General features: G+C 68.8%; 16 protein-coding genes. 9 read left to right on the top strand and 7 right to left on the bottom strand.

The annotated features are described in order from the left end of the window. The first annotated feature begins 280 nt into the window (after positions 1-280). The 5 genes from ENC19_RS01260 (at position 281) to ENC19_RS01280 (ending at position 5,379) form a co-directional block, all read left to right on the top strand. On the top strand, positions 281-715 hold the full coding sequence (locus ENC19_RS01260) for a hypothetical protein (RefSeq protein ID WP_164445311.1): 435 nt from the start codon (positions 281-283) through the stop codon (positions 713-715). Between the two features lie 182 nt (positions 716-897). Beyond that, positions 898-1,551, top strand: a complete 654-nt coding sequence (locus ENC19_RS01265; protein ID WP_281601590.1) for a sugar transferase — start codon at positions 898-900, stop codon at positions 1,549-1,551. After that, a complete protein-coding gene (locus tag ENC19_RS01270) occupies positions 1,548-2,696 on the top strand; it encodes a DegT/DnrJ/EryC1/StrS family aminotransferase (RefSeq protein WP_164445312.1) in 1,149 nt (382 codons plus the stop codon). Before ENC19_RS01265 ends, ENC19_RS01270 begins: the two co-directional genes overlap by 4 nt. After that, on the top strand, positions 2,693-3,337 hold the full coding sequence (locus ENC19_RS01275; RefSeq protein WP_164445313.1) for an acetyltransferase: 645 nt from the start codon (positions 2,693-2,695) through the stop codon (positions 3,335-3,337). The genes ENC19_RS01270 and ENC19_RS01275 overlap by 4 nt, the downstream gene beginning before the upstream one ends. A 170-nt stretch (positions 3,338-3,507) precedes the next feature. Next, on the top strand, positions 3,508-5,379 hold the full coding sequence (locus tag ENC19_RS01280) for a polysaccharide biosynthesis protein (protein WP_164445314.1): 1,872 nt from the start codon (positions 3,508-3,510) through the stop codon (positions 5,377-5,379). 74 nt (positions 5,380-5,453) lie between these two features. On the opposite strand, the gene wecB is transcribed toward ENC19_RS01280, so the two are convergent. The 5 genes from wecB to ENC19_RS01305 form a co-directional block, all read right to left on the bottom strand. After that, positions 5,454-6,578 carry a non-hydrolyzing UDP-N-acetylglucosamine 2-epimerase gene (gene wecB / locus ENC19_RS01285; RefSeq protein ID WP_164445315.1) on the bottom strand — a complete coding sequence of 375 codons (1,125 nt, stop codon included), beginning with the start codon at positions 6,576-6,578 and terminating at the stop codon, positions 5,454-5,456. Further along, positions 6,575-7,813, bottom strand: coding sequence for a glycosyltransferase family 4 protein (locus ENC19_RS01290; RefSeq protein WP_164445316.1), 1,239 nt, complete (start codon positions 7,811-7,813; stop codon positions 6,575-6,577). The genes wecB and ENC19_RS01290 overlap by 4 nt, the downstream gene beginning before the upstream one ends. Next, positions 7,810-8,934, bottom strand: coding sequence for a polysaccharide biosynthesis C-terminal domain-containing protein (locus ENC19_RS01295; RefSeq protein WP_164445317.1), 1,125 nt, complete (start codon positions 8,932-8,934; stop codon positions 7,810-7,812). The genes ENC19_RS01290 and ENC19_RS01295 overlap by 4 nt, the downstream gene beginning before the upstream one ends. Further along, complete coding sequence (locus tag ENC19_RS01300) at positions 8,928-9,968, bottom strand: polysaccharide biosynthesis protein (protein ID WP_164445318.1); 1,041 nt, start codon at positions 9,966-9,968, stop codon at positions 8,928-8,930. Before ENC19_RS01300 ends, ENC19_RS01295 begins: the two co-directional genes overlap by 7 nt. Before the next feature lie 89 nt (positions 9,969-10,057). Beyond that, entirely contained in the window at positions 10,058-11,605 is a 1,548-nt protein-coding gene (locus ENC19_RS01305; protein WP_164445319.1) for a hypothetical protein, read from the bottom strand. 322 nt (positions 11,606-11,927) lie between these two features. On the opposite strand from ENC19_RS01305, the gene ENC19_RS31190 reads away from it, so the two are divergent. The 4 genes from ENC19_RS31190 to ENC19_RS01325 all read left to right on the top strand — a co-directional run bounded on the left by ENC19_RS31190 (position 11,928) and on the right by ENC19_RS01325 (position 18,648). Then, entirely contained in the window at positions 11,928-12,992 is a 1,065-nt protein-coding gene (locus tag ENC19_RS31190; RefSeq protein WP_164445320.1) for a glycosyltransferase, read from the top strand. Continuing rightward, positions 12,989-14,320 (top strand): lipopolysaccharide biosynthesis protein, encoded by a 1,332-nt coding sequence (locus tag ENC19_RS01315; protein WP_164445321.1) that lies wholly within the window; start codon positions 12,989-12,991, stop codon positions 14,318-14,320. Before ENC19_RS31190 ends, ENC19_RS01315 begins: the two co-directional genes overlap by 4 nt. 191 nt (positions 14,321-14,511) lie before the next feature. Next, a complete protein-coding gene (locus tag ENC19_RS01320; RefSeq protein WP_164445322.1) occupies positions 14,512-17,625 on the top strand; it encodes a M14 family metallopeptidase in 3,114 nt (1,037 codons plus the stop codon). Positions 17,626-17,718: 93 nt separating this feature from the next. Then, complete coding sequence (locus tag ENC19_RS01325; RefSeq protein ID WP_164445323.1) at positions 17,719-18,648, top strand: NAD(+)/NADH kinase; 930 nt, start codon at positions 17,719-17,721, stop codon at positions 18,646-18,648. 18 nt (positions 18,649-18,666) lie between these two features. On the opposite strand, the gene pgm is transcribed toward ENC19_RS01325, so the two are convergent. Together pgm and glgC are read right to left on the bottom strand one after the other, a co-directional pair. Next, complete coding sequence (gene pgm, locus ENC19_RS01330) at positions 18,667-20,313, bottom strand: phosphoglucomutase (alpha-D-glucose-1,6-bisphosphate-dependent) (RefSeq protein WP_164445324.1); 1,647 nt, start codon at positions 20,311-20,313, stop codon at positions 18,667-18,669. 58 nt (positions 20,314-20,371) lie between these two features. Then, complete coding sequence (gene glgC / locus ENC19_RS01335) at positions 20,372-21,604, bottom strand: glucose-1-phosphate adenylyltransferase (protein ID WP_164445325.1); 1,233 nt, start codon at positions 21,602-21,604, stop codon at positions 20,372-20,374. Between the last annotated feature and the right edge of the window lie 77 nt (positions 21,605-21,681).

Here is a 21,681-nt window from a genome sequence, read left to right on the forward strand (position 1 = left end):
AGCCCTCTCGTCAACGGCCGAGCCATATACCACCTCGCGCCCTTTGCTCTGCTTCAACGGACGCAACGGTTCCGCTGCACCGCTGGTGCGTGGGTTGAAGCAGAGCAAAGGGCCCCAACCCACACCCCGATCCGGGTTCAACACATCGGACAACTTCGGGGATGGTGCTGCCTCAACCCGTCGCGAGACCGCAGCATCACTGAAGTTGCTGACGGCGCCAGGGGTAGGGGGTGGGGAGGGCGGCGGGCGGCGGGCGGCGGGCGGCGGGCGTACCGTCGGGGTGGGGAGCGACGGCGGCGCGGAGTGGCGGGAGACGCAGCGGCAGGCGGTGCTGGCGCACGCGGCGGCCGCACAGCGGCGCCGGGAGGCCGAGCAGGCGGAGGCGGCGGCACTGGTCAGCGCGTTCGTCGCCGAGGCGCGGCGGCGCGGCCTGGCCACCACCCGACTCGTCGCCCGGTCGCATGACGGCCGGGCCCGCTACCGGACCGGCCTGCACGGCTGGTACATCGACCGGGCGCGCAGCCGGGCGGTCGACGTGCACGGTCGTTTTCACCTGCTGACCGTGCCGCGCTCACTGCGCGCCCGGCTCCTCGGTGCCGATCCGCAGCCCGACCCGGCCCCGCTGATCGTCGGCGAAGGTGCTCGGGACGGCGAGTCGCTACCGCTGCGGATCATGTTGCAGCGGCGGCTCGACGCGGCCGACGCGGACCTCTGACCAGCGGCTGAGCGACACACCCGAGCTGACGCGGCGCGCCGGGACGCGTGTCCTTTGCATGTCCTCGCGGGTTGACGTGTCGGGATCCGTGTTGACTGTCGCCATTTTCCGAAATCACGAGCGCTCAGTCTGATACAACCCGTTTGTCTGCTATGACCGTTTGACGTACGGAGGTCAGAACGGTGCCCGTATCCTCGGTGACCGCGCCGACGCGCTCGCCCCGGCCCGCGCGGCCGGACGACCCGGTCAAGCGGCTGTTCGACGTGGTCGTCGCGACCGTGCTGCTGCTGCTGACCGCGCCGTTGATGGCGGTGGTCGCGGCGGCGGTCGCGGTACGGCTGGGCCGACCGGTGCTCTTCCGGCAGTGCCGCATCGGACGAGACGACCGGCCGTTCGAGTTGATCAAATTTCGCACCATGCGGGCGCCCGATTCGGCCCGGGGATTGCTGACCGACGCCGACCGGCTCACCCCGCTCGGCCGCTGGCTGCGGGCCACCAGTCTGGACGAGCTGCCGACGCTCTGGTGCGTGCTGCGGGGTGACATGAGCCTCGTCGGTCCCCGACCGCTGCTGCCGCAGTACCTGAGCCGGTACTCCCCCACCCAGGCGCGTCGGCACGAGGTGCGCCCCGGCATCACCGGGTTGGCCCAGGTACGCGGACGCAACAGCCTCGACTGGGACGCCAAGTTCTCGCTCGACGTGGAATACGTGACCAGCCGCAGCCTCCGCCTCGACCTGTCGATCCTGGCCGCAACCGTCGGCACGGTGCTGCGCCGGGACGGCATCTCGGCCGACGGCAACGCCACCATGCCCGAGTTCCTCGGCAGCCGACGATGACCGGCACCATTCACCTGTCCGCGCCGGACATCGGACCGCTGGAGGAGTCGTACCTGATCGCGGCGCTGCGCTCCGGGTGGGTGGCGCCGGTCGGGCCGGATCTCGACGCCTTCGAGCGGGAGGTCGCCGCCCGGGTGGGCACCCGGGGCGCGGTGGCGGTCAGTTCCGGCACCGCCGCGCTGCACCTGGCGCTGCTGGGCCTGGGCGTCGGCCCGGGGGACGTGGTGCTGGTACCCACGCTGACCTTCGTGGCCACCGCCAACGCGGTCCGCTACACCGGGGCCCGACCGGTCTTCGTCGACTGCGATCCGCGCACCGGCAACCTCGACGTCGCCCTCGTCGCTGAACTGCTGCGGGACCTGCGCTCGCGCGGGGAGCGGATCGGCGCGGTGATCCCGGTCGACATGTTCGGCAGTTGCGCCGACTACGCCGCGCTGCTGCCGATCTGCGCCGCCGCCGACGTCGCGGTGGTCGAAGATGCCGCGGAGGCGCTCGGTGCCACACATCTCGGCCGACCGGCCGGTTCCTTCGGCCGGGTGGGCGCCCTCTCCTTCAACGGAAACAAGATCATGACCACCTCCGGCGGTGGCATGCTCGTCGGCGACGATGTGGCGCTGCTCGACCGGGCGCGGCACCTGTCCACCCAGGCGCGCGAGCCGGTGGCGCACTACGAGCACCGGGAGACCGGATACAACTACCGGTTGAGCAACCTGCTCGCGGCGTTGGGGCGGGCTCAGCTGATCCGGCTGGACGGGATGATCGACCGGCGCCGGCGGCTGCGCGACCGGTACGCCAAACTCTTCGCCCCGGTGCCCGGGGCCGCGCTGGTCGGCGCCGAGGACGCCGGTTCCAACTGCTGGCTCACCAGCATCCGGGTCGACCCGCGCCGTTCCGGCTGGACCGCGGCGGACCTGGCCGCCCACCTGTCCGCCCGGAACATCGAGACCCGTCCGGTGTGGAAGCCGATGCACCTGCAACCGGCGTACGCCGACGCGGAGAGTCGGCTCACCGGAGCCGCCGAACGGCTCTACGCCGAAGGGTTGACCGTGCCCAGCGGCAGCGCCCTCACCGAAGCGCAGGTCACCGCCGTGCTCTCGGCGATCGACGAGTTCCTGGCCGCCCGGACCGGAGTTCCGGCACCGTGACGGTACCCCTGGTCATCGTCGGATGCGGCGGGCACGGTCGGGAGGTCCTGACCATCACCCGTGCCGTGAACGCCGCCGCTCTCCTGCCGCGGTGGCAGGTCCTGGGCTTCGTCGACGACCGGCCGAGCGAGGTGAACCTCAAGCGGGTGCAGCGACTCGACGTGCCGTTTCTCGGTGGTCTGTCCTGGTTCGCCGAGGCGCCCGCCGACACCCACCACGTCATCGGTATCGGCGACCCTCGGGTCCGGCGCGCGGTCGCCGAACGGGTCGACCGGTACGACACAGCGGCGGCCAGTCTCGTACACCCCGACGCCACGCTCGGCCCGGACCTGCGGCACGGCCCCGGTCTGGTCGCCTTCGCCGGGGCGCGGGTCACCACGAACGTCACTCTCGGGCGGCACGTGCATCTCAACCAGAACTGCACCGTCGGACACGACTGCGAGCTGGCCGACCACGTGTCGGTGAATCCGCTGGCCGCGATCTCCGGGGAGTGTCGGCTGGCGGAGGGCGTACTCGTCGGCACCACCGCCGCCGTGTTGCAGGGGCTGCGGGTGGGTCGGGACAGCACCGTCGGCGCGGGTGCCTGCGTGGTTCGGGACGTGCCCGCTGGTGTCGTGGTCAAGGGCGTACCAGCTCGCTGATCCGGCCGGTGGCCAGCAGCGATGGCCCGGCCGGTCATCAGGCCCGCGGCGATCAACCAGCAATCCCCGAAAAGCCCACAAAACACTCATAAGGCATGTAACAAGGACAGGAGCGTATTGCTCCTTCCGCTCGCCCCGGGCGGAAGTGGTCGACAGCACAGGAGCCGCAGATGCGGGACACACAGACCAGCCGGCACCCGGACCCGACGGCGCGCCGGAGCAGGACCCGATGGCGCACCCTGGCGTTTCTCGCCATCGACGCCACGGCCTGGGTGGGTGGGTTCGTCGCTGCCGCCTGGACCCGCTACGAGTTCGCCCTGACCACCACCCAACTGACCCGCGCCGCCGGCTGTGGGCTGATCGCCGCCGGGCTGCACGTGGCGGTGGCCGGGGCGCGCCGGGTGCGCTCGGGACGCCACCCGCTCGGCAGCCTCCAGGAGGTACGCGGGCTGGCCGGAACCGCCCTCACCACCATCGCGATCGTCCTGCTCGGCGTACTGCCGGCTGGCGAACGGCCGGTGCCGGCGAGCACGCCGCTGGTCGGCGGCGCGCTCGCCCTGCTGTTCATGCTCGCCGTTCGGTTCGCCTACCGGCACCGGCGTGACCTGGCCCTGCGTCCGGACGTCCGCTCGTCGGCCCCGGTGCTGCTGTTCGGGATGGGCGACGCCGGCCAGGGACTGCTCCACGCGCTGCTCACCGACCCACGCAGCCGCTACCGGCCGGTCGGGGCCCTCGACGACGACCCGGAGAAGCGCAACCTCTGCGTCGACGGCATCCGGGTGCTCGGTGGGCGCGGAGACGTCGCCGAGGCGGTACGCCGCACCGGCGCCACCACCGTGATCTTCTCGGTCGCCAACGCCGACGCCGCGCTCATCCGGCAGATCCGGGAGGCCACCCTGAACACCGGCGCGGCGTTCAAGGTGCTCCCGCCGGTACGCGACCTGGTCGACCACCGGATCACCGTTACCGACGTACGCGACGTCCGGATCAGCGACCTGCTCGGCCGCCGTCAGGTCGTCGCCGAGATGGCGGTACGGACCAACGGCCTCACCGGCCGACGGATCCTGGTCACCGGCGCCGGCGGCTCGATCGGCTCGGAACTCTGCCGCCAGGTGATGAAGGCCGACCCGGGCGAGCTGATGATGCTCGACCGCGACGAGTCGGCGCTGCATGCCCTGCAGATGTCGCTCGACGGTCGCGCGATGCTCGACGGGCCCGAGCTGATCCTGGCCGACCTGCGCGACGACGAGGCGATCCGGCGGATCATCCGGGAACGCCGTCCGGAGATCATCTTCCACGCCGCCGCGCTCAAGCACCTCACCCTACTCGAACGGCACCCGGGCGAGGCGGTGAAGACGAACGTGTGGGGCACGCTGTCGGTGCTGGACGCCTGCCAGGACGTGGCCAAGTTCGTGAACATCTCCACCGACAAGGCCGCCGACCCGATAAGCGTCCTGGGCTACTCCAAACGGATCACCGAGCGGCTGACCGCGCACGCCGCCTCACGCTTCCCCGGCACCTTCCTCAGCGTCCGCTTCGGCAACGTGCTGAGCAGCCGGGGTTCGGTGGTCACCGCCTTCCAGCGGCAGATCGAGGCGGGCAACCCGCTCACCGTCACCCACCCCGAGGTGACCCGCTACCTGATGACCATGCAGGAGGCGGTGCACCTGGTGCTCCAGGCCACCGAGATCGGCCGCGACGGTGAGGCACTGGTGCTGGACATGGGCGAGCCGGTCCGCATCGCCGACCTGGCCCGGCAGATGGCCGAGCAGGCCGGCAGCGACGTGCCGATCGTCTACACCGGTCTGCGCCCCGGCGAGAAGTTGCACGAGGACCTGCTCGGCACCGGCGAGACCGACGCCCGCCCGCTGCACCCGCTGGTCTCGCACGTCGCGGTGCCCCCACTCGATCCGCTGGAGGTCAGCGGCCTCGACCCGTTCGACGACCCGGAAAAGGTCATCACTGAACTCGCCCGTCTCAGCGACCAACCAACTGCCCGACCGGTCCAGGATGCTGTCGTCGAGCTGCCCACACCCCGCTGATCCGGTACCTGACGGAATGTCAAAGGGGCCGGCGACCCATTCGGATCGCCGGCCCCGGACTTCTCAAGCGCGGTCTAGCGGCGGATGCCCGCCCACTCGTGGTGCCGTCGGACCGTGGACAAGATGAAATCCACCACCCGCCGGGAGGTGTCCGGCACCCGGTAATCGGCCGGACAGGAAACTCCGTCGGCGGCGACCTGCTCAACGGTGACTTTCACGGCCTCGACCACGCCCGCCGAATCCAGGCCGGTCATGATGATGCCGCCGGTGTCCAGCGCCTCAGGACGTTCAATCGACTCCCGCAGAGTGACCGCCGGGAAACCGAGGATAGCTGATTCCTCACTTATGGTCCCGCTGTCCGACAGGGTGCAGAATGCGCGGGACTGCAGATGTACGTAGTCGATCAGCCCGAACGGTTCGTGAAATGCGATGCCGTCCAGCACGGTAGCGTCGGGTGCCAGGGCCTCAAGCCGCTTACGGGTACGCGGATGGGTGGAAACCAGCACCGGGTGGCCCCAGCGGTCCCGGACTGCGGCGAGGCAGTCGAGCAGCCGCCGCAGCCGAGCGGGATCATCGACATTCTCCTCCCGGTGAGCGCTCACCATGACATAGCGGCCGGAGGTCAGGTCGAGCTGGTTGAGGACCCGAGACCTCTCGATCTGGGGCCGGTAGTGCTCCAGCACCTCGCGCATCGGCGACCCGGTGTGCAGGATCCGGCGCGGATGCAGACCTTCGGCGAGGAGATTGCGTCGCGCGTGTTCGGTGTAAACGAGGTTGAAGTCGGCGACGTGGTCGACCAGCCGACGGTTAGTTTCCTCCGGCACGTTGAGGTCGAAGCAGCGATTTCCGGCCTCCATGTGGTAGACCGGTACGCGCAGCCGCCGTGCCATCAAGGCGGCGATACAGCTGTTGGTGTCCCCCAGCACCAGGAGCGCATCCGGCCGCAGGTCGGCGATGGCCGCCTCGACTCCGACCAGCACGCCACCCAGCACCCGCCCCAACGAGGACGTGTCCACCCGCAGGAAACGGTCCGGCTCGCGCAGCCTCAGTTCGGTGAAGAAGACGTCGGAGAGAGTTTTGTCCCAATTTTGTCCGGTGTGCACCAGCGAGTGGTCCACGGTGTCGTCGAGCCGGCTGATGACCCGGGACAGCCGGATGATCTCAGGCCGAGTCCCCACCACTGTCATAATGCGTGTCATCTGCGCCCCCTGCGCGTGTTCAACTTGGCGAGGATGTCCTCGAACTGGTCGACGCCGACGCGCAGCGACATCCGGTCCTGATAGACCTGTCGGGCCTGGCGTCCCATTTCGTCACGACGTTGCCGGGGCAGCGCGGCGGCCTCGGCGAAGCGGGCGGCCAAGGCCCGCCAGTCCCCCGGCCGGCTGACGAGTCCACCGCCGCTCGATTGGATGAGCGCCGCCGCGTCTCCTGCGACCGATGCGATGACCGGCACACCGCAGGCCATCGCGGCCTGCAGCTTGGACGGGGTCGCGCCGCGCAGCTCTGGCAAGTCCCGCAGGCAGATCAGCTGAAAATCGGCCGCCGCGTACAGCGCGGCCATCTCGTTCGCCGGCCGGCGGCCCACGAATCGCACGTTGTCGGCGCCCGACTCCACGGCGAGCCGTCGGATCTGGTCCTCGTCGGCACCGGAGCCGACCAGGACCAAGTCCATCCGCTCACGGACTGCTGCGGCGGCACGAACTGCGGTGTCGAGCCCCTGTAGGAGTCCGAGGTTCCCAGCGAACATGACGGTGCAGCGACCGCGGTGTCCCAGGACCGACCGCGCTTCCGGCGTGACCGGCACCGGCCGGAACAGAGAGTCGTCGGTCCAATTCAAAACCACTCTGACCCGGTCGGGGTCCGCGCCGCGGGCAACCACCTGCTCCGCCATGACCGGTGAGATCGTCACGATCACGTCGGCGGTCCGATAGGCGGTCCGCATCAATGCCCCGATGCCCGTCTCCAGCGCTCGTCCCAGTCGGCCGACGGATGCCATGCCTGACCCAGTCACCGCATCCGGCCACAGGTCCTGCACATGCAGGACGACGGGAGTACGCCGTGTCGCGCGTAACAGGGCGGCGAGGGCAATCGCGGTCGGCGGAGGATGGTAGACGTATGTGACGTCCACTCCGGCCAACCACGCTGAACCGGCCACAACGCTACTGGCGCCAAAGGAAAGGTGACTGAGCGCCCGCCGGGTCGCCGAGGTGTCATGGCTGGGATACGCGGGCACCCGTCGTACCGCTACTGGCCCGTCGGTCTCCCGATGTCTCCAGCGCTGTTTCCATCCCGGGAAGATGCGGCCGTACGGATAGTTCGGAAAGGTGGTGAGCACCCGGACGGTGTGTCCTCGACCGGCCAACCCCTGTGCCAGGCTGCCCGGGATGAACACCCCCTCCGGGGGATACCACTGGCTGACGACGCCAATCTTCATACGGCGACCGCAGCCTGCGCCGGCACTGCCGCGTCCACCGGCTCGGGCCAAGTGTCCGGGCGCGTGGGGTCGAACAGCTCGTTGGTCCAGAACAGGGTGACCAATTCGTGGTCACCGGTGTTGACCAGCTTGTGCACCCACATGGTCGGCATGTCTACTGCCACCGGTTCGTCACCGGTCACGGTGAACCGCAACACCTCGGTGTGGCCGACGCGCCGGAGGCTGATCTCCGCGGAGCCGCGCAGCACCACGAACCGCTCCATTTTGGCAAGGTGGAAGTGTTCACCCCGGGCGACCGCTGGATACGACGTCGAGCAGAACGTCTGGCCGCCGCCGTGCGTCCTGACCGTCTCTACGAGATCACCGCGTGCGTCGCCCCGGCGGGGCAACGGCAGCGGGTAGTGCACCGGGAAGCAGTGCGACCGGTAGGTGTTGAATAGCCGTACCTCGTGTCGGTCGCGCAGCAGAGGCAACTCTCCGTTGCGATAGGTCGCCGCTGTCGCCGCCAGCCGCTCGGCCAGTTCGCGTACGCCGACCCGAAGCACGGGCATGCGCGGATCCCAGGAGCCACCGACCGGCACCCCCGCCAGCCGGGCTGCGGCGTCGGTCACGTGCACCAAATCGAGTTCCCGATCCGCATGCACCTCAGGCTGCCCACCGTCGGCTAGGACCCGACAGAATGTCGCGACGACGGAGTTGTACCACGGGCGACCGTGTTCGCCGTAGAGGTTGGGCAGCCTCACGTCATCGAGCGGCAGTCCGGTGTCGGCGAGCAGTCGGGCGGAGGTGGCCTTCGCGTCACCGTACGGCGTGCCGTTCCCAGCCTGCACCGAGTTGGCATAGACCACCGTGGTCGGGGCGATATCGGCGGCTCGTAGCGCGGCGGCCAGTTGCGCGGTGGCCCGCAAACTACCTGCGGCTACCTCGTCGGGCTCGCCCCGGTTGCGCCCCGCCAGGTGTAGTACGCGATCCACCCCGGACAGCAGCTCGCTGGCACGTTGCGGATCGGCCAGTTCGGTGGGGCCCAGACAGACCGGCTCGGGCCAGCCGAGAGCCCGGACCAACACCCGCACATGCCAGCCGAGGAAGCCGTCGGCGCCGGTGATGGCCAACCTCAGCATGCCGGCACCGCATCCGACAGGTCCAGTTCCACGCGGACCTCGGGCAGCGTCAGCAACAGTTCCACGATCTCGGAAACGCTCAGCCGCAGCGCATTGGCGGAATCGAAGTCCGCAGCCGAGGCGCCGCCCAGATCTCCCTCGGAGATGTAGAGGGCGTAGTTCAGGTCTCGGGCGTCCAGCGGCACTCTGAAGAACTCGCCGAAGTCCTCGGCACGGGCCAAATCCTCCCGGCTGGCCAGCGTCTCGTGCCGTTTCTCACCGTGCCGGATGCCAATGACGTCGAGTTTCGCGGGCACATCGAAAAGTTGACAGACGGCTTCGGCGAGATCTCCGATGGTGCAGGCGACAGCCTTGCGGATGAACACGTCACCTGGTCGGGCATGTTGAAAGGCGTGCTCCACCAGCGCCACCGAGTCGGTCAGGGACATCAGGAAGCGGGTCATGGTGGGGTCGGTGACGGTGGGGGGACGGCCGGCCTTAATTTGTTCTATGAACATCGGGATCACCGATCCACGCGAGTACATGACGTTGCCGTAGCGAACACAGGAGACGACTGTGGCGCTGTCCGGGTTGTTCCGGGCGTGCGCCTGCACGACCTTCTCCATCAGAGCTTTGCTCATGCCCATGGCATTGACCGGGCGCACCGCCTTGTCGGTGCTCAGCACGACCACCGACTCAACACCGTTGCGGTGGGCGGCATCCACCACGTTGGCAGTGCCATGCACGTTGGTACGCACCGCCTCCAGGGGGAAGAACTCGCAGGACGGGACCTGCTTCAGCGCCGCCGCGTGGAAGATGTGGTGGACGCCGCGACTCGCGTGCAACACCGATTCGTGGTCGCGGACGTCTCCCATGTAGTAGCGCACTCGTCGATCACCGATGAGCCGCCGCATCGCGTCCTGTTTGGCCTCATCACGGCTGAGCACGCGGACCTCGTCGACGCCGCGGGCGAGCAGATGACGAACCATCGTCTGGCCAAAGGATCCGGTGCCACCGGTGATGAGGACACAACTGCCGGTCGTCGTTGAAGTCACTGATGCTCCGTTCGTCGTCGCCGAGACGCCCGCCGCAGTCGGTCGGACAGCCACGTGACGAAAAACGAGCCAGCCAATCTCCGGAAACGTCACAGGCCACTAAAACGACCGCTTGAGCAGGAGCGCTGTAGCATCGCCGATCGGCGTTCGGCCCGGGCTCCGCCACCGGCACGATGGGAACCAGCACGACGGGAACCTGCGACCGAGTACGACTCCGCTGCGTGGCCGGAGGTGCGAAGACGACTCGCGCCCCAGGCCAACAGCAGGAGCACGGCGAGCAGCACCAACAGGCGACCGCCGGTGCGCACCACGTACGTGAAACTGCCCACCCAGACGAGGTCGAACAGACCGACGGCGGCGAGGATCGTCCCGGCGTAGACGCCGACCGCGGATGGCCGGTCAAGCGGCTTCGATGAAGCGCGGAGCAGCAGCCAATCGATAGCACGGACCACAAGGCCAGTGACCGGAATCATCAGGGCCAGCCCTGGCAGCCCGAAGTTGAACAGCCACTCACCATGCCATAGGGCGGCCTCGGAATGCGCCGTACCAGCCAACTCGGGCGACAGGAACGGGACCAGGTCGGCACCGAACCCGACCGGCTTTTCCGGCCAGATCGCGCGGGGAATCAAGCCGACCGCCGCGTTGAGGAAGGTCTCTCCCATTGCCATAGGCAGCGACCCCATCGCGTGGAGGTCGAGTAGCTGGGCAAACGAGTGCAGCGGGCTGACGGCCGACTCGAAGCCGTCCTCCTCCACCCCAGGAGACGCCGAGGCGTCGCTGGCGCGTAACCCCGCAAGAAACAGCAGGACCGGGGCCGCGCCGAGCAACACGAGAGACTTCGTGAGTCGCCGTCGGTCACGGTGGGCCGCGATCACCAGTAGGGCTAGTGCGAGCGCCCCGAGAACAAGACGACCAAAGCCGTTGAAGAGGTATATGAAATAGATCGCGAAGGCGACTCCGATGACCACTGCGCCCAGCGGGAGCCAGCGGCGCATCGGCCCTCCCAGCAAGCCCGCGGACAGGAGCAGGACCCCGATGAAGCCGGCCGAGTTCACCAGCGGTACCGATCCGGGAATCATTGTCGATCCGGCCACCGCCAGCGTCAGCAGGACGGCACCGCACCGCATTGCCCAGCCGGCCGTCCGGCCGTCCGCTTGGCCGGCGTCCGGCGGAAGATCGGGTATCCCAAGCCCACTCCAGAAGAGCAACCAGGTCGTCACCTGCACGAAATAGCAGATCGCCAGCGCAGGGAACAGGGAGGCTCCCGCAGCATCCGACCATGCCCGCGCCACCTGGTAGAGCCCGCTGAAACCGACGAAGAGGGCGAAGGCCAGATGGTAGAGGCCGACTGCCGTGATCCGGCAGGCACCGTCGCGCCAGAAGACCCATAGCCCGAACAGAGCCGACAGGGCACTCAGTACGAGGGCACCCTGACGAGGCCAGCCGGCCGACTCGACACCGTCGAGGACGAAGCACAGCGCGCCCGCGACCAGCCAGGTCGAACCGACGAAGCCCCGCCTGAGAATACTCGTCGGGCGCCGGGTGACCCGGAATGCGTGGATTCCGCGGGAGGAACTCCGCAACGGCCCACGTCGTCCTTCCGCCACCATAGACACCGGTTCGATGGATGCTGCCATGACCGTCGACTTTAGCCGGAAGTCGCTCCCGAAGCCGGTCGATCAAAAGGGCGGATGGCGCAATTGAGGCGTCACCTCTGGAGCTCTCACTCGTTGGCCAGACGTGGCTGAAAACCCCGGATATGCAGCCGAAGAGCACACCACTGCAGCCGCGAGAAATATTCGCAGCGCACGCCTTGCTAATACCACTTTCCAGCCGACACGACTGATCGACCAGTCGGGCTGGCCGACCCAAGCAGGGTCACCAAAGCAGCCCTATCGCGTCCTGCTGACGTGCGACTTCTTCGAGCCCGGATTCCGGGCCGGAGGTCCGGTACGCTCCGTGGCCAAACTACTGGACGACGTGTCGGCAGCCGTCGAGGTGACGATGGTCACGAGAGACCGGGACCTTGGCTGCGACCAGCCGTACTCCGGGCTCTCCGGCCAGTGGGTCCGGCGTCGACAGGCTCGAATCTACTATCTCGACGCGAAGAACCGTAGGCAGTTGTACCGAATCCTCCGCACGCTACGGTCCACCATGTTCGACCTTCTATATGTGAACAGCCTGTGGGCGACCTTCGCGGTCGTGCCCATCGTCGCCACGCGCATCGGCCTCCTACGGGTGAGGGAGATTCTCATTGCCCCTCGGGGTGAACTCTCACCGAGCGCGCTGAAGGTGAAGAGCTTCAAAAAGCGGTTGTTTCTGAGGGTGTGGCGACCGCTCATCAAGTCGTCGAGAGTACGCTGGCACGCCACCAGCGATCGCGAGGCGCAATCGATCGCCCAAGTCTTTCCCCGGGCGCGGATAGAGACCCGGCAAGTCGACGTGGCGCTCCCTCTTGAACCCATGGCACCCGTCGAGCTCGACGGCCCGCTGCGGCTAGTCTTCATCGGGCGAATTAACCCGATCAAAAACCTGTCATTGACGATCCTTGCTCTCGCCCGGATTACCCGGCCGGTAATTTTTGATCTGTACGGTCCTGTTGAGGACCCCGCGTACTGGGCCGAATGCCAGGACCTTGCCCGGCAGCTTCCCCCTGCGGTGACCCTCGCCTACGGGGGTGAGCTCAGGCCTGGAGATGTGCCATCCACCTTCGCCGGGTACGACGCGTTCGTCTTTCCGACACAGGGTGAGAACTTCGGGCACGTGATCGCCGAGAGCCTGTCCGCGTCCTGTCCGGTCATCTGTTCGGACCAGACGCCGTGGAGTTCGCTGCTTCGCGCGGGTGGCGGCATCGTGCTGGCGGACCTCACGCCGGCTGCTCTCGCCGAGCAACTCGACCAGTTGGCCAGGCGGACGCCGACCGAGCGGCTCGCCGCGCGCCGCGCAGCCGGTGACGCCTACCGGTCGTGGCGCGCCGAGGCACGCGGCCCGAACATTCTCGACCAGATCCGGCTGCTCGGTTGACGGCCGAACGGATGCCAACCACGGTCAACGTCACGGCACAGTCCCTCCGAGCCGGCAACAGCAAGCTCCGCGCCAACACCCTGGTCACATCGGCGAGCAGTCTGGCCAATGGCCTACTGAACGCGGCAATGTTGGCATACGCGGCGCGACAGGGCCAAACCGGGCAGATTGCTGCTTACAGCGTCATGACTGCGGCCCTGACCTGGATCGCGATTCTGGTGATGGGTGGTTCGTCACTGCTGTACGTCTCCGGGACCGAGCACGAGCGTCTGGCCGCACGCAGTCAACGCCTGCTGATTGCGTTGCCGGTGATGGCAGCCGCCACATGCCTGCTCTCCGGCCTTTACGCAGCGCGGGGCTACGCAAGCACGGCTCTGATCGCGGCCGGATGCGTGCTAATGCTCAACAGCCTCGCCGAGCTGCGCTACAGCGATCTGATCCGGCAGCTGCGGTTCGTCGGCGTCTCCGCCGCCTCGACCGGCACCCGGCTGTTGGCTCTCGGACTGCTGGTCGGCGGCGTCCCGTTGACCGCAGCCTTGGCCACCGGGGCCGGCGTCTACCTGCTCTCCGTCGAGATTCTCGTTCGCCGGGCCGGGAACGGAGCTCCGCCGATCTGGTCGGGGCTGTCCGTCCGGGCGGCAAAGGGGGCGTTCAGGCTGAACCGCAGGCTGATGGGTTACAGCATCGGGGATGCGTTCAGCGCTCGAGCCGGGACCCTAGCGCTATCTCTGGTCGCCAGTCCACACGTGGTGGGCTGCTACGGGGCCCTGGTCAGCATTTACCAGGCGCTGGTGGCGGTCGTGTTCAGTGGCCTCCGGGTGCCGATGGCGATGCGGACCCGCCGCCGCCATCGGATCGGGCCACCACGCCCCGTCAGCCGCGAGGCCGAAGTCATCACGACGGCAGCCGCACTCGTGATCTCGGCAGGCATCGTCGGCTTCGCGCCCTGGCTCACCTCTGACGTGCTCGATCTAGACGTTGCCGGGGCTGCAGTTTGGTTACAAATGCTCGCGATCGCCCTTCCGTTCGCCACCGTGAATCGGGCCTTCGCCCTGAGCCGAATCGGCGACGGCGACTACCGCGCTGCGACCCGGACGGCCATTGCCCTTGCCATCATCGTTCTGGTTGGGCTGGCCGCCCAGTTCGCAGAGCTCACGCCGACCGGAACCGCAGCAGCGGCTGGTATAGCGGAGGTGTCCGTCGCGGTCGCCATTCTGGTCGGCGCCGCGCGGCGCCGACGCGGTCGATCAGCACCGGCCGTGGGGACGGCGGATGCGCCAATCGGCACTGAGCAGGCATCGGTGCCGGGGTCCGTCACGGCCCCATGACCTGGTGAAGTCGATTTCGCTGCGCCTCCGGTCGCACCGTGCCTGGCACCGATCGGGCTGATGCGGAGTGCGGCGAAATGCGCGATTAACTGCACCGACCACCCGCAGCGGGATGTTACGCCGAATGTATTGACATGCGTAGGGGCCGGCACAAGGCTCGCCGCAGAAGTCCTTCGATCAAAGGGGGCAGGATGAGGCGCACACGGCTGGCGATCGCCGGCGTGTTCACTCTGGTCGGTGCGCTGGTGCTGACCGCACCGGCGAGCGCACGGCCACCGTCCGATCCGGGCGGTCGCGACGGCCGAGACGGCTTGGAGGTGTACGTCGGCACGGTCGATCCCGCGCAGCTGCACCAGTTGCGGGAGGCCGGTGTCGACCTCGGGCACGGCGCGACGCCCGACCAGTCCGGCAAGACAGAGATCGAGACGGTACTCAGCCGGGGTGAGGCCGCCCGGCTGGCCCACAAGGGTGTCGATCTCAAGGTCAAGAAGGTCCACGGCAGGGATGCCTCGCAGGTGCTGCGGGAGCAGGCCGCGGCGGGTTGGCGGGCCTTCCGGTCGTACAGCGAGCCGGGCGGCATCCGCGACGAGATCACCGCGACGGCGGCCCGTTATCCGAAGCTGACTAAGGTGCAGAGCATCGGTCGGTCGGCGCAGGGCAAGCCGATCCTCGCGATCAAGGTCACCAAGGACGCGAAGAAGATCAAGGACGGCAAGCGGCCGGCGGTGCTCTACGGCGGCACCCAGCACGCCCGGGAGTGGATCACGCCGGAGATGACCCGCCGGTTGATGCACCACGTGCTGACCGGCTACGGCTCCGACCGGGAGATCACCCGGCTGGTGGACACCACCGAGCTGTGGTTCATACCGGTGCTCAACCCGGACGGCTACGACCACACCTTCACCCCCGGCAACCGGCTGTGGCGCAAGAACCTGCGCGACAACAACGGCGACGGCCAGATCACCGGAGCCGACGGCGTCGACCTGAACCGTAACTTCAGCTACAAGTGGGGCTACGACAACGAGGGGTCATCGCCGGATCCGGCCAGTGACACCTACCGGGGGCCGGGTCCCAACTCGGAGCCGGAGACGAAGGCGCTGGACGCGTTGTTCAAGCGGCTCAGGTTCGAGTTCTTCGTCAACTACCACTCTGCCGCGCAGTTGCTGCTGTACGGCGTCGGCTGGCAGGTGGCCACGCCAACCCCCGACGACGTGATCTACGAGGCGATGGTCGGCGACGACGCGAACCCGGCGGTGCCGGGCTACGACCCGGACATCTCCGCCGAGCTTTACACCACCAACGGCGACACGGACAGCCACGCCACGGTGCGCTACGGCACGCTGGGCTTCACTCCGGAGATGTCCACCTGTCAGGCGGCGGCCGAGTCGGATCCGGACGACCAGTGGCTGCCGGAGGACTGCGTCAGCGTCTTCACCTTCCCCGACGACGAGGAGCTGATCGCCGCCGAGGTGGCCAAGAACATTCCGTTCGCCCTGTCGGTGGCGAAGTCGGCGCACCGGCCTGACGATCCGGTCTCGGTGGTCGGCCGCAGCACCCCGGACTTCGTGGTGGACGCTTTCGACGTGTCGTACGGCCGGAACCAGCAGGTCGCCGCGATCACCCGGCGCTCACTGAAGAACGTCAAGCTGAACTGGTCGATCAACGGGGGCCGGGCGAAGTCCACCCGGGTCCGCGAGTGGCGCGGCGGTGAACGCTACGGCGACACCCACAACGACTACTTCGCCGAACTGCGCGGCAAGGTCACCGGTGCCCGACCCGGCGACCGGGTGCGGGTCTGGTTCACCGCTACCAGACCGGGCCGGGGCAAGGTCAGCAGTGAGCGCTTCAGCTACCGGGTGCACGACGACATCGGTGGGGACGTGCTGGTGCTGGCCGTGGAGGACGTCACCGGCGTCAGCCCCGCCCAGGACACCACCACCGCGAAGTACGCCGACGAGATCGCCGCCTCGTTGAAGGCCGCCGGGCGCAGCAGCAACGTGTACGACTTCGACGCGATGGGGCGTACCGCCCCGCACCATCTGGGTGTGCTGTCGCACTACGACGCGGTGGTCTGGGAGACCGGCGACGACATCATCCTGCGCGAGCCCGGCCAGGTGCCGGGCACCGTGGCGAAGGCGGCGGTGGACATCGAGCTGTCCGTCCGGGACTACCTCAACGAGGGCGGCAAGCTGCTGGTCAGCGGCAAGTACGCGCTCTACGCCCAGGCGGCCAACGGATCGTACGGCTACCTGCCGGACGCCCCGCCGGAGTGCACCGACGCGGACGATCCGGCCTGCCTACCGCTGCTGAACGACTTCCAGCAGTACTGGCTCGGGGCGTACAACTACGTCAGTGACGGCGGCACGTCACCCGACGGGCAGCCGTACCCGGTGCTCGGCGAGGAGGGCCGGTTCGCGGGGTTCACCGGCGCGCTCAACGCCGACGGCTCGGCGGGCAACCAGGACCACACCGCGTCGTTCCTGACCACGTCGAGTTTCCTGCCGCCGGCCCAGTTCCCACAGTTCGCCAGCTCCGCTCCGGTGGGCTGGGGTCGTCCGGGCGGCGCGCCGTTCGATCCACGTACCGGCGAGTGGTACCTGTTCAGCGGGCAGTCCGACGAGTCCTACAAGCGGCTCACCAGGACCGTGGACCTGACCGGGGCGAGCAGCGCCGAGCTGCGCTTCTTCACCTCGTTCGACATCGAGACGAACTGGGACTTCATGTTCGTCGAGGCGCGTGCGGTCGGCACCGACGACTGGACCACCCTGCCGGACGCCGGGGGCCTGACGACCCAGGAGACCGGGGACAGCTGCGCCTCCGGCTGGGTGGCTGAACTGCACCCGTTCCTCGCCCACTACCAGGGCGCGGACTGTTCGCCGACCGGCAGCACCGGCCAGTGGCACGCGGCGACCGGCACCTCCAACGGCTGGAAGGAGTTCGTGGCCGACCTGTCCGGGTACGCGGGCGGGCAGGTGGAGGTCTCGATCAGCTACGCCAGCGACTGGGCCACCCAGGGCCTCGGCCTGTTCATCGACGACACCCGGGTCGTGGTCGACGGGGCCACCGTCGCCGAGACGTCGTTCGAGACGGACCTCGGCGGCTGGACGGTGGCCGGTCCGCCGACCGGGTCCACCCCGGCGGCCAACGACTGGTCGCGTAGTCAGCAGGCGTTCGAGGAAGGGTCGGCGGTGGTCACCCCGGACACCGTCTACCTGGGCTTCGGGCTGGAGGGGCTGGCACCGGCGGCCCGCGACGAGCTGGTCGCCCGGTCGCTGACCCACCTGACCGGTCGACCGCGCCGGTAGCGGCGGTCCAAGGCGCGCCGGCGGTGTCCCACCGCCGGCGCGCCTTGCCGCGTACCGGCATGACGGGCGTGCGGACTGTGATGAGCTGTGGGCATGGACCGCATCCGGCTCGGGCTGGTGCTGCACCCCACCCGGGACGTGTCCCCGGTGGTGGACACCATCGCCGCCTGGGCCGCGCGGCACCAGGTGGAGCTGACGGTACGCGAACAGGACCGGCAACGGGTGCCCGAGTCCGTCCGCCCGGTACCGGAGGACCAGCTCCCCGCCGGAGCGGACGTACTGGTCAGCGTCGGCGGGGACGGCACGATGCTGGGCGCGCTGCGGGCGGCCGTACCGGATCCGAAGCCGGTGCTCGGCGTACACCTCGGCAAGTTGGGGTTTCTGGTGGAGGTGGAGCCGCCGGAGCTACCGGCGGCGCTGGACCGGCTGCTGGCCGGCGAGTACACCGTCGAGTCACACAGCTGTCTGGCCTGCGACGTGTGCGGCGACGACGTGGTCGCGTTCAACGACATCGCGTTGATCCGCCGCCCCGGTCAGGGCTTCGTCACCGCGACCCTGGCGGTGAACGGGCAACAGTACGGCTACTACCGCTGTGACGCGCTTGTGGTGAGCACCCCCAGCGGGTCGACCGCCTACAGTTACGCCGCCGGCGGGCCGCTGATCTCTCCCGCGACGCGTGCCGTGGTGGTCACCCCCAGCGCGCCGATGTCCGGCATCTCGCGATCGGTGGTGCTCTCCTCCGACGAACGGGTCCGGCTGGAACTGCGTCCCGGGTCCGTCCCGGTCGCGATCGAGGTGGACGGCCAGGTGATCCGGGACGGGTCGACCTCCGGTGCGGTGGACATCGGCTACCGCACCGACGCGGGCCTGGTGGTCCGCCTCGACCCGGCCCGCTACCAGGAACGCAGTCAGCTCAAGCTGAGCCTGCTCGACCTGCCGCTGCTGCCGGAGCAACTCCGCGAGCTGCTCCCCGAAAATCTGCGCCGCCAACTCGGCCGCCGCGAACAGCCCCCACCGCGCTGAGCTGCCGGTGTGATGCGGTCAGGCGTTGTCGAGGACGTCGGTGACCAGGGCCTGGGCCTCCTGCTGCACCCGAGCCAGGTGCTCGGGGCCCTGGAAGGACTCCGCGTAGATCTTGTAGACGTCCTCGGTGCCGGACGGGCGGGCGGCGAACCAGCCGCTCTGCGTCGTCACCTTCAGACCACCGATCGGCGCCCCGTTGCCGGGGGCGGTGGTCAGCGTGGCGGTGATCGGCTCACCGGCCAGCTCGGTCGCCTTAACCTGCTCCGGGGAGAGCTTGCCGAGCACGGCCTTCTGCTCCCGGGTGGCGGGTGCGTCGATGCGGGCGTACGCGGGTGCGCCGAAGCGGTCGGCCAGCTCGGCCCAGTGCTCGCTCGGGGTACGCCCGGTGCTGCCGATGATCTCGGCGGCGAGCAGGCAGAGCAGGATGCCGTCCTTGTCGGTGGTCCAGGTGCCGCCGTCGCGGCGCAGGAAGGACGCGCCGGCGCTCTCCTCGCCGCCGAAGCCGACCGCGCCGTCCAGCAGCCCGGGCACGAACCACTTGAAGCCGACCGGCACCTCCAGCAGCGGTCGGCCGAGGTCGGCGGCCACCCGGTCGATCATCGAGGAGGAGACCAGGGTCTTGCCGACCGCCGCGTCCGGGCCCCAGTTGTCGCGGGTACGGAACAGGTGGGCGATGGCGACGGCCAGGTAGTGGTTGGGGTTCATCAGCCCGGCGTCGGGGGTGACGATGCCGTGCCGGTCGGCGTCGGCGTCGTTGCCGGTGGCCACCTGGTACTCGGCGCGCCGGGCGATGAGCGAGGCCATCGCGTTCGGCGACGAGCAGTCCATCCGGATCTTGCCGTCGCCGTCGAGGGTCATGAACCGCCAGGTCGGGTCGACGCTCGGGTTGACCACGGTCAGGTCGAGGCGGTGCCGGTCGGCGATCTCGCCCCAGTAGTCGACGCTGGCGCCGCCGAGCGGGTCCGCGCCGATGCGCACCCCGGCGGCGCGGACCGCGTCGAGGTCGAGCACCGCCGGCAGGTCGTCGACGTAGCGGCCGAGGAAGTCGTACGTGTCGGTGGTGTCGGCGGCGCGGGCCCGCGCGTACGGGATGCGGCGCACCTCCTTGAGCCCGGCGGCCAGGATCGCGTTCGCGCGGTCCTGGATCCACTGCGTGACGTCGGAGTCGGCCGGACCGCCGTGGGTGGGGTTGTACTTGAATCCGCCGTCGTCCGGCGGATTGTGCGACGGAGTGATGACGATGCCGTCGGCGAGCGCGCTGGTGCGTCCCCGGTTGTGGGTGAGGATGGCGTGCGACACCGCCGGGGTGGGGGTGTAACCGTCGCGGCTGTCCAACAGCACGGTGACGTCGTTGGCGGCGAGCACCTCCAGGGCGTCGACGGCCGCCGGGGTGGACAGCGCGTGGGTGTCCCGGCCGAGGAAGAGCGGGCCATCGACGCCCTGCTCCCGTCGGTAGTCGCAGAGCGCCTGGGTGACGGCGAGGATGTGGTCGGAGTTGAAGGCGTTACGCAGGCTCGACCCGCGATGCCCGGAGGTGCCGAAGGAGACCTGCTGCGCCGGGTCGGCCGGGTCGGGATGCTCGCTGTAGTAGGCAGTCACCAACCGTGGTACGTCGACCAGGTCGGCGGGCTCGGCGGGCTGCCCGGCACGGGGATGACTGCTCAAGGCTGTATTGACCTTTCGTTCGCGACTGCGGGGCTCCGCTGCGCTGCACTCCTCGCGCTCACGGTTCTACCTTCTGTCCTTTGCCGATGACCACGATGCCGTTGTCGGAGACCGTGTATCGCTGCCGGTCCCGTTCCAGGTCCACGCCGATCTCGGCGCCCTCGGGCACGTAGACATTCTTGTCGAGGATGGCCCGGCGGACCACCGCGTGCCGGCCGATCTCGACACCTTCCATGAGTACGGAGCCGTCCACGTGGGCCCAGGAGTGGACCTTCACCTTCGGCGAGACGATCGAGTTCTCCACCAGGGAGCCGGAGATCACCGCGCCGGGCGAGACCATCGAGGCGACCGCCCGGCCGACCCGCTCCCCCCACTGGTGCACGAACTTGGCCGGCGGGAACGGGGGCTGCTCGGTGTAGATCGGCCAGTCGAAGTTGTAGAGGTTGAACACCGGGTGGACGTTGATCAGATCCATGTGCGCGTCGTAGAACGAGTCGAGGGTTCCCACGTCGCGCCAGTAGCCGCGGTCCCGGTCGGTGCTGCCGGGCACCTCGTTGTCGCGGAAGTCGTAGACGTTCGCCTCGCCGCGCTCGACGAGCATCGGGATGATGCTGCCGCCCATGTCGTGCTTGCTGGTCTTGTCGTCGGCGTCGCGCTCCACGGCCTCGCACAGGGCCTTTGTGGTGAAGACGTAGTTGCCCATCGAGGCGTAGATCTCGTCGGGCGCGTCGGGCAGGCCCACGGCGTCGGTGGGCTTCTCCCGGAAGGCCCGGATCCGTCGGCCGTCCTCGCCGACCTCGATGACGCCGAACTGGTCGGCCGTCGACAGCGGCTGCCGGATGCCGGCGACGGTCACCCCGGCGCCGGAGGCGATGTGGTCCTCCACCATCTGCCGGGGGTCCATCCGGTAGATGTGGTCGGCGCCGAAGACGATCACATAGTCGGGCTGCTCGTCGTAGATCAGGTTGAAGCTCTGGTAGATCGCGTCGGCGGAGCCGGCGAACCACCAGGGGCCACGGCGCTGCTGCGCGGGCACCGGCGTGACGTAGTTGCCAAGCAGCGTCGACATCCGCCACGTCTTGGTGATGTGTCGGTCGAGGGAGTGGGATTTGTACTGGGTCAACACGACGATCTTCAGATAGCCGGCGTTGGCCAGGTTGGAGAGGACGAAGTCGACCATGCGGTACATCCCGCCGAACGGGACGGCCGGCTTGGCCCGGTCCGTGGTCAGCGGCATCAGGCGCTTGCCCTCTCCGCCGGCCAGGACGATCGCGAGCACCTTGGCAGCCATGAACAGACGCTATCCATACCGCTGCCGGTTCACCACTCGTACGGGACAGTTCCGCGGCCGGGTGCGGCGCCGGATTC

The sequence above is a fragment of the Verrucosispora sioxanthis genome, assembly GCF_010560025.1.
Taxonomy (GTDB): domain Bacteria; phylum Actinomycetota; class Actinomycetes; order Mycobacteriales; family Micromonosporaceae; genus Micromonospora; species Micromonospora palythoicola.